Annotated in this window: 4 protein-coding genes; all 4 read right to left on the bottom strand. The window is 42.0% G+C overall.

Translation table 11 applies throughout. From position 1 onward, the window contains the following. Positions 1-519: 519 nt before the first annotated feature. The 4 genes from AC4EVX_RS10360 to AC4EVX_RS10345 all read right to left on the bottom strand — a co-directional run bounded on the left by AC4EVX_RS10360 (position 520) and on the right by AC4EVX_RS10345 (position 7,923). Entirely contained in the window at positions 520-1,749 is a 1,230-nt protein-coding gene (locus tag AC4EVX_RS10360) for a toxic anion resistance protein (RefSeq protein ID WP_490160172.1), read from the bottom strand. 114 nt (positions 1,750-1,863) lie between these two features. Next, positions 1,864-2,889 carry a hypothetical protein gene (locus tag AC4EVX_RS10355; RefSeq protein WP_490160171.1) on the bottom strand — a complete coding sequence of 342 codons (1,026 nt, stop codon included), beginning with the start codon at positions 2,887-2,889 and terminating at the stop codon, positions 1,864-1,866. Beyond that, positions 2,886-5,438, bottom strand: coding sequence for a hypothetical protein (locus tag AC4EVX_RS10350; RefSeq protein WP_490160170.1), 2,553 nt, complete (start codon positions 5,436-5,438; stop codon positions 2,886-2,888). The genes AC4EVX_RS10355 and AC4EVX_RS10350 overlap by 4 nt, the downstream gene beginning before the upstream one ends. A gap of 187 nt (positions 5,439-5,625) precedes the next feature. Then, on the bottom strand, positions 5,626-7,923 hold the full coding sequence (locus AC4EVX_RS10345; RefSeq protein ID WP_490160169.1) for a UvrD-helicase domain-containing protein: 2,298 nt from the start codon (positions 7,921-7,923) through the stop codon (positions 5,626-5,628). Positions 7,924-8,102 lie beyond the last annotated feature (179 nt).

The raw sequence follows: 8,102 nt of genomic DNA, 5'->3' as shown, positions 1-8,102 counted from the left end.
TATTGAATTTTCAAGGTGCGAATCCCATTTTAGGTATGGGAAGTCTTAGTAAATAATTATAAACTTACCTTCTACTCTGTTATTGTTTGATAGGTTTTTGATTTTGCTACATCTTTTAATCTTGTATCGTATTATTTATTGTACTCGATTTCTGCTGAGACTTCAAATTATGTATTTATAAATTTTCTGTTGCGATTTTATTTAATTGTATTCCGTGTATTTTTTCGGCTCCATACAGAATAAGGATCATGTATTTCTACACAATCCTTGTCTTTTCTATTTTTTATTTTCCCATATTCAGATAATAATGTACACAGAGATTTTTTCATGATAACGGTCAAGAAAAAAATTTCTTTCAGAATCACTGACATAAATATCTCCATACAATCTTTGCGCCAGAGTATACTCATATGTGATCTCACCCACTGCATGTTCCATCAAAAGAAACGGAATTTTCTGCAATTATATCTCTCCTCCATTTTTCTTCAACTTCTCTTTCTGAGAAGTTCTTCTCTCAATTTATCTGGAACCTGCCTCCAACAGTGCCTGCTTTAACTCATCTTCAATCTTTGCAAGTTCCTGCTGGGCTTGTTCGCGTCTTCTTGATCCTTCTTCATGGATTTTCACGACCTCATTGATGGACGCAATGACATCCGCATTGACTTTTCTTAAAGTCTCTACATCCACAATTCCACGCTCAGAAGCCTGCGCTGCATCAATTGCACCCTGTCGCAGTGTTTCCGCATTTCGCCGGAACATCTCATTTGTCATCTCATCGACTGCACTCTGCGCACTCAATGCCTTTCTCGCATGCTCAATTCCAAGTGCAAGCACCATCTGGTTTCTCCACAGCGGAATTGTATTGATAATATCTGAGCGAAGCTTGTCCACAATCTCCTGATCCGCATTCTGAAGCAGACGAATCTGAGGAGCCATATGAATTGAAACTAGTCTCGTCGTTTCCAGATCAAAAATTCTCTTTTCAAAACGTACACAAGCATCCTCATAGTCTCTGTAAAGCTGTACATCCAGCTGGTCACCGGTCCGCACCGATTTTTCTCTCAGCTCTACTAACTTTGTATTTCTTGCAAGCACAAGTGCCTTCTTTCCCGCAATGATGTACATCGTCAGCTCCTTGTAAAATTCAAGGTTCATATCGTACATCTGGTCAAACACAAATACATCCTTCGTCAAAACCTGCTGATGTCTCTGCAAATCTTTTTCAATTTTCTTGATATTTGCCTCTGCACTCTCATAATTTGCGATCAGATAAGTGACTTTCTGCTTTCCTTTTCTGAGCCAGCCAAATAATCCCTTCTTTTCAGCCGGGGCATTTGTACTGCCGATTGCGACGCGAAGTTCCCTTAAACTATCTCCTACCTCACCAAATTCCTTTGTCTTTACATTCGCCGTTATCGAAGTTGAAAAACGAGAAATCCCTCTCTGCGCACTTGCGCCATAGGAATTGACCATTTTCACATTCGAGATATCAATCTGTTTTACAAAGACTTCAACCTGTTTTTTCTCCTCATCTGACAGCATCGATTCATCCACTGCACCCGCTGTTGCTCCAGATGAATCAGCTTCGCCTTCAAGTCCTTTTTCCTTTAAGGATGGCTCCATAAATGACATGTCATACTCTACTTCATCCGGATTCAACGTAAGCGCCGGAGATTTTACCTCCTGCGATTCCTGTGCCATTGACTCCGGGTTTTCACTTGCATTCTTTTTATCCTTTTCCTCACTCATTGGAATCCCCTCCCACTCCACGTATCTTAGCATATTTTCATGTGTCTTATCTCTTATTTTTTTACGTTCTTACACTACTTTTGTTTTCTTACACAGTTACGCACAATTTATCCTTTAACGTATTTTGAATTCAGAACCTACATAGCCATCCTGACTCATCATACTGTCAAGTGCTTTCGCCTTTGCACGAATCTCAATCATCGCATATTTGCAGATTTCCTCAATCTTTTCATTCACACTAAGCACAAGTTTCTCGATCGCGTCCATGACTTCTTTCTCAGTTTCATTTATCAGCGCCTCACCGATATCGAGATCCAGATACTCCAGGTATGTAGATGTCAACTCCAATGCTTCTGGAATATAATACTCATAAAATTGAGAGAGATCTGCCTCATAAATACCGCCAAATTTCTCCGCCGTTTCCTGCAAGACAGACATGCGCTCAATCAACTGATTCATTAATTCATCCATACTCTCAGGCAGTTCACATTCTAAAAGTAAATGGCAGGCTTCCGTATAAGCCGGTATCGTCTGCTGTTCGATTAACCATTCAAATTGATCGGTATTCAGTTTCGGTCTCTTCCGTTTCACTGGTTTGGGGCTTGCCATTATTTCCGGATTGACCACGGATGCCGGATTAGATACTTCTTCTGAGTTAAGCACTGCATCCTGTTTAACTCTCAGCTCAGGCTCCACCTTCATTTCTGGATTTGCTGAAATTTCCGAATTTGGTTTCAAAATCCCCGAATTTATTTCCGAATTTATTTCCGAATTTGATTCCAAATTCAATTTAGAATTCGATTCCAACGAAGCACCTGATTTTCCTCCTGCTTGACCCTGACCCTGCGCGTGATATGTGTGATATGCTTGATATGCTTGAGTCTCCGGCTGTGTCGGACACAAATCATCATCTGACTTTATATCAAAATTTTCTCCAAACAATCCTGCCGTGATCGCCTGATCGTAATCCACCATATCAAACGGAATCCCGTCGTCCATTCCCCACTCATCCTCAGAAAAATCCGAATTCATGATGTCTTTCCCTGAAGAGCCCGAAGAAATTGCCCCTTCTCTTTTCGGTGGCAATGCCTTTGTTACCCAAGCACTCCGAACATCTTCCCAAAACGCTTTCTCTATCATTCGTTTTCACCCTTATAGTCTATTCCAAAAAGTGCATGCGGACAATATCTCGCATGTGGACAAAATTCACAATTTCTTGATCCACCTGCCCCCACTCTCTCCGGATAAATATCCCTTCTTCCGTTCTGATTCATGAGCATCGATGCCATTTTCTCTGCATATGCGTAAGTCTCATAATCCAAAAAGGTGAGATTCCACCGTTCATTGGTATATTTATACTCTCCATCAACCGTGCAGCTTTCCTCACTTCTCGGCAGTTCCCAGCGCAAGGCATCATCGAGCATCTGGCGCTTCTCCGCCTTTCGAATATATGGAAATAATTCAAAGACCTGCTCTGCAATCTCCTCGACAGAATATCTGTCCTTCAACAATTTCTTTAAAATCTGAATGAGCCGGACAATCGCTCTGTTTTGCTGATACTCATTCACATAGGCAGGGCTGTCCCCCAAGACACTGCTGTACACATAGCGCATCGGACACACGGAATATTCGAGTTCATCCTCGCGCAAATGGAGATCCTTATTTTCCTCAATTGAGTAAGTCTTATCAAAATGCTGATGTTGCGGAACACCTGCCACATACTGCAAATCCAGATTCCGAACCGTGGAATCCTGAATTTTCGCATCTGACAACTTATCCAACAGGGTAATATACGGAGACGGCGAGAAACGCTTTTCTCCCTGCTGATAGACCCATGAAAGTTCCACTTCCTGATTTTTCAAAGCATTATACACATAATAACGATTGGAAAGCGTGAGCAACTGATCGTTTTCCAACCAATTTGACAGATACGTTTTTTCCGTCGTTGCATTAATTTTGCTCAAAAGCTCTCCATCCAGTGGCCAAGTGTATTTTCCCGGCATTCCCGGCAATTTTGTGATGTCCGCCAAGCAGATATGCACTTTTCCTTTTGCAGAAACAGAAGCCGATTCAATCTGAAAAATATGGAAAACCAGAGTCTTTAACTGATTATTTTTTTCTTCCTCATCATCGAGTTTTCCGCTCATAAAAGAGAGCAGTGCCGTCGCTAAATCCCCCGGATAGCACAGAAAATCTTTGATTTTTTCATTTTCAAGAGCCTTAAAAATCTGCTTTACCTTTTCCTTCTCTTCTAAATACAGCTCCTGAGGCATTCCGTCATTCCTATACAGCATGGCATCCAACTTACTCATATGCTGTTGAATCGAAACCGGTTCATTTTTTTCAAATAAAGAACGTGCCATCTGGATCAGCTGACAGATAAATTCAATCACTTTTTCTGCCCTGTCTTTTTCTACGGAAAATGGACCAAAATTCACAAGAGGATTGGACAATCGTTTCTGTTTTCTTTTTTCTACCTGAACCTGATCTACTTGAGCTTGATCTATCTGCATTTGACTTATCTGAACTTGAACCTGATTGGAAATTTGATCTGCAAAGCAATCAAACTCAGATGGAGATTGCATAAATACGTCATAGGCATTTTCATAGGCTTCAGAAAATATATTCAGACGCTTTGTCCATTCTTCTATCGTGTAACAATTCTCAAAATATGGTAAGATTCGCTCTAAATCCTCAGTATATCGGATACTGCTCTTCCCATACAGGGAAAGCCAGCCGGACGCAAAACATTTTCTTAAGCCATCCGCACTCAGCGTAATACATTGCAGATTTTCATCCCACATGTTATGCAGCGTATAAATAAACTGTCCAATCGGATACGACAGTAAATTCCGCATCTCATAGCGCTCCGGAAAATAAGCCTTCAGCATACTATTTGCGACGTAGTCATCCGCGCTGTATAAATAAAAGCCTTCCTCCTTGATTCTGGAAATGTCTTCCACAAACTCAATCGTATTGCTGTATTTTATGATTTTTACGTTTGGTGCAGTTGTCTTCTGACCGGTCTCAAAAATTTCTCCAAGAGGATTTCTCTCTTCGGAATTCTCAAAACGAATCCACTGTTCTGCCGGCGGATAGCCATTGTTCTCGTTATAGAGATGTCTCCAGATTTCATTTGCATACGGATACTTTTTCTCGTCCTGAATAAGTGCATAAATATCAAATCCGGATCGCTCAAAACAATCATACACAAACTGCTGAATCGGAGTCAAAAACTGAAATCCATTCCACACAATCATTTTCTTTCCATGAAAGCGAAAAACTTTATTCACTTCCCGTTCAAATATTTCCGGTTCTTCCAACTCATGCATTCTTGACCGAAAATCAGCGATATGGTTGTCTAATTGCTCCAGATGCTTCCACATTTCCACAAACAGAGAAATGTCCTTATCCAAAGTCCCCCAGACCTTCATATCTTCCGGTCTGACCCGCGCTTCCTCCAAGCGAATAATATTTTGAATTGCCGGATAGAGATTCTTCTTACACCCAAACAGCCAGTCACGCTCTGACTTATCCTTCGCGCTTGCAATCCTGTCACGCAAATACTGATTCAGTGCCGTCATATAGGCAAATTTCTGTCCACTTGCATTCCATCCCGGAAATAACCGCTGAACAAAATTCAAGAATCCCATCACATTGCCTTTGAAAATTCGCATATCATAGACCATATTGGCTGCCATTTCCCGAGACATTGTGAGCTGAGGCAAGGGCGCAATTTCTTTAAAATATGGCGCATTTTTCAATTCAGAAATCTTTGTATAAGTATACACTCGATTCCTGTTATGACGATCACCTGTATAATCATAATCACTGTTATGATAATTAACACTATTATAATCATTAGCATTATTATCGTTACTCATTGATCAGCCCTACCTTTCTAATCAGAGATGACCAGCTTTCATAGGTCGACCAGTCATTCACCAGAAGAATCAGCCTGTTTACCGCACGCGTCATGGCAACATAGAGCATTCTTGTCTCCTCTGCGACTCCCTTTTCGATCATTTCTCTATGCAGTTCTTCATACCACTGGCTCTTCATCTGATTGCTCTTTCCCGGCTCATACGTCCATGCAGCCTTGTCTTTTCCGGCAAGAATCGTTGTCCGCTCACTTGGAACAAGCGAATGATTCATCGCCGACATAATTACCGTGTCGAATTCAAGACCCTTTGACTTATGAACCGTCATGATGTATACACTCGTATAATCATAATCGTTTTCCATCTCGACATCCGGTTCCATCTCCTCGCGATTTGTCGCAATCATCAGAGTCAGATAGACATACAAATCATACAAAGTGGTAAAATCGCCATCCATTCTCTGCTGAATCATTTCCATCAGTTTATCGAGATTTTTCTGGTAGGATTTGGCGTCAATCAATGCCTGCCTGTTTTTCTTCGCCTCGGTCCATGCATCACCGTACATCCTCACCTTATCCATCGCAATAAAACGCTCAATGACTTTACTCTTCTCCACAATCTCCTTGATTACGGCAACAACCGGTCTGAGTCGAAACTCTCGCTGGTACTCATGCCATTTTGTCTGAGAAAGAAATTCGGACAGATATTCTGATACTTCCATGCCATTTCCTGCGCCATTTTTCATTCTCTGCTCCATCTCGGACACAGAAATTACGCCATCATAGTTTGCATACGGTGTCATCAGATAATTGTATGTATAAATCGGCTGTTCCACAAAGATATACGAGCTGATCAGAGCATAGAAATCTCTGACTGCCTGCGAGAGGAAAAATGGGCGGTCGGAATTTAAGACAACGGTTTTTCCATGTCTTCGGCACAGCTCTGCAATCTCGGTTGCCTTCATATTTCCCCGCACCAAGACTGCCACCTTTGTTTTATCCGTCACCTTTTTTGCTCCGGAACGAATCTCCAACTCCAAATCACTCAACGCACTGCTGATCAGGTTCATTGTCTGAGTCTGGATAAAACTCTTCCCTTCTATGTAGTCCATCTCTACGCTTCCGACACTCTTGTTAAACGGTCTCACCGCCTCGTCATACTGCAAAAGCCCCAGTTTCGACCACGCAAAGAAATATTCTTCCATCACCTTCATCAGGTTCGCACAGGTACGGTAATTGTTCCGAAGGCTATAATATTTTAATCTGCCCGGCATTTCCTCATCCAAAATGTCAAATGCCTCATCCGTAGCTCCTTTAAACGAATAAATACTCTGCTTAATATCCCCGACCACAAATAATTTTGCACCGATTCGCTGTACGAGTCTCGCAAACGTCCGAATCTGCGTGGCATCCGTATCCTGAAATTCATCTACAAACAGATACTTCATGTTCAGACCCTTGCAATCCACTTTTCCCGCCAGCAAATCATGTCCAAAATCAAAGAACAGATCATGAATCGAAATTGCATTCTCATCCAGTTTCAGCTGACTGTACTTTCCCTCAAATTCCTTCAAAACTGCTTTTATGATATCCTGAAAATTCGTGAGAACCGGTTCATTTTTCCGATCTCCCCAGTCCTTCTTTAAGACTTCCGAGATCGTATATCCCTTGCTCGTCAGTTCTTTCCAATACGCATCGATCACCTTGCTGGCATCGGAATAATTCATTCCAATCTGAGAAACAATCGCCTTTGTATCATCTAACTGATCCGAAAGAAGATCCTTAATCAGGTTTTTGCGTTCCCTCTCCAACGGCTGAATCCCTAAATCTCTGCCAAATCCCACTCCCGTTCCAAATCTCCGGAACAAGTCATATGCCAAACTGTCAATCGTGGAAATATGCATCTGCGACTGCTGTTCCAGCCAGGTCAGATATTTTTTATTTTTCGTCAGAGAATATTTCTTCAGAAGCATCTCCTGAAGCCGGTCATTCATCTGGTTCGTCGCCTCATTCGTGAACGTAATCATGTAAATTTCCGACATTTTGAGATCTGGAACCATGTGCATCAAATACAAAATTCGATCCACCATAACGGTCGTCTTTCCGGTTCCGGCCGATGCCTTCACCACGATATTCGCACCAAACCCAGAATGTTCCACCCGATACTGGGCGACATTGAATGCCGGCACGTTCTCCTCCAGCCAATCAAGTAGCGGGCGATATTCCAGCCCGATTCCTTCGCCATCGCGGATTATCGCTGGGGCAAAATTCTTGGCGCTATCCAGATTATCCATTTCCAATAGCTCTGATATGTCAAATGCCTGCAAGAAAAAGGCATCCGCGAAAGGTTTATACTGTTCTTTTAATTGCTCCACTTCCCACTTCGCCCCAAACCAGAACACCTTCTTGCCCTCAGACAAAAACTGCCCGATCTGGTCGCAGTATTGTAGGAAATTTTCTTTGAAATATAAGA

Source organism: Brotaphodocola sp. (genome assembly GCF_983179755.1).
Note: the sequence above shows the minus strand (reverse complement) of the source record. Positions and strands in the feature narration are given on the sequence as shown.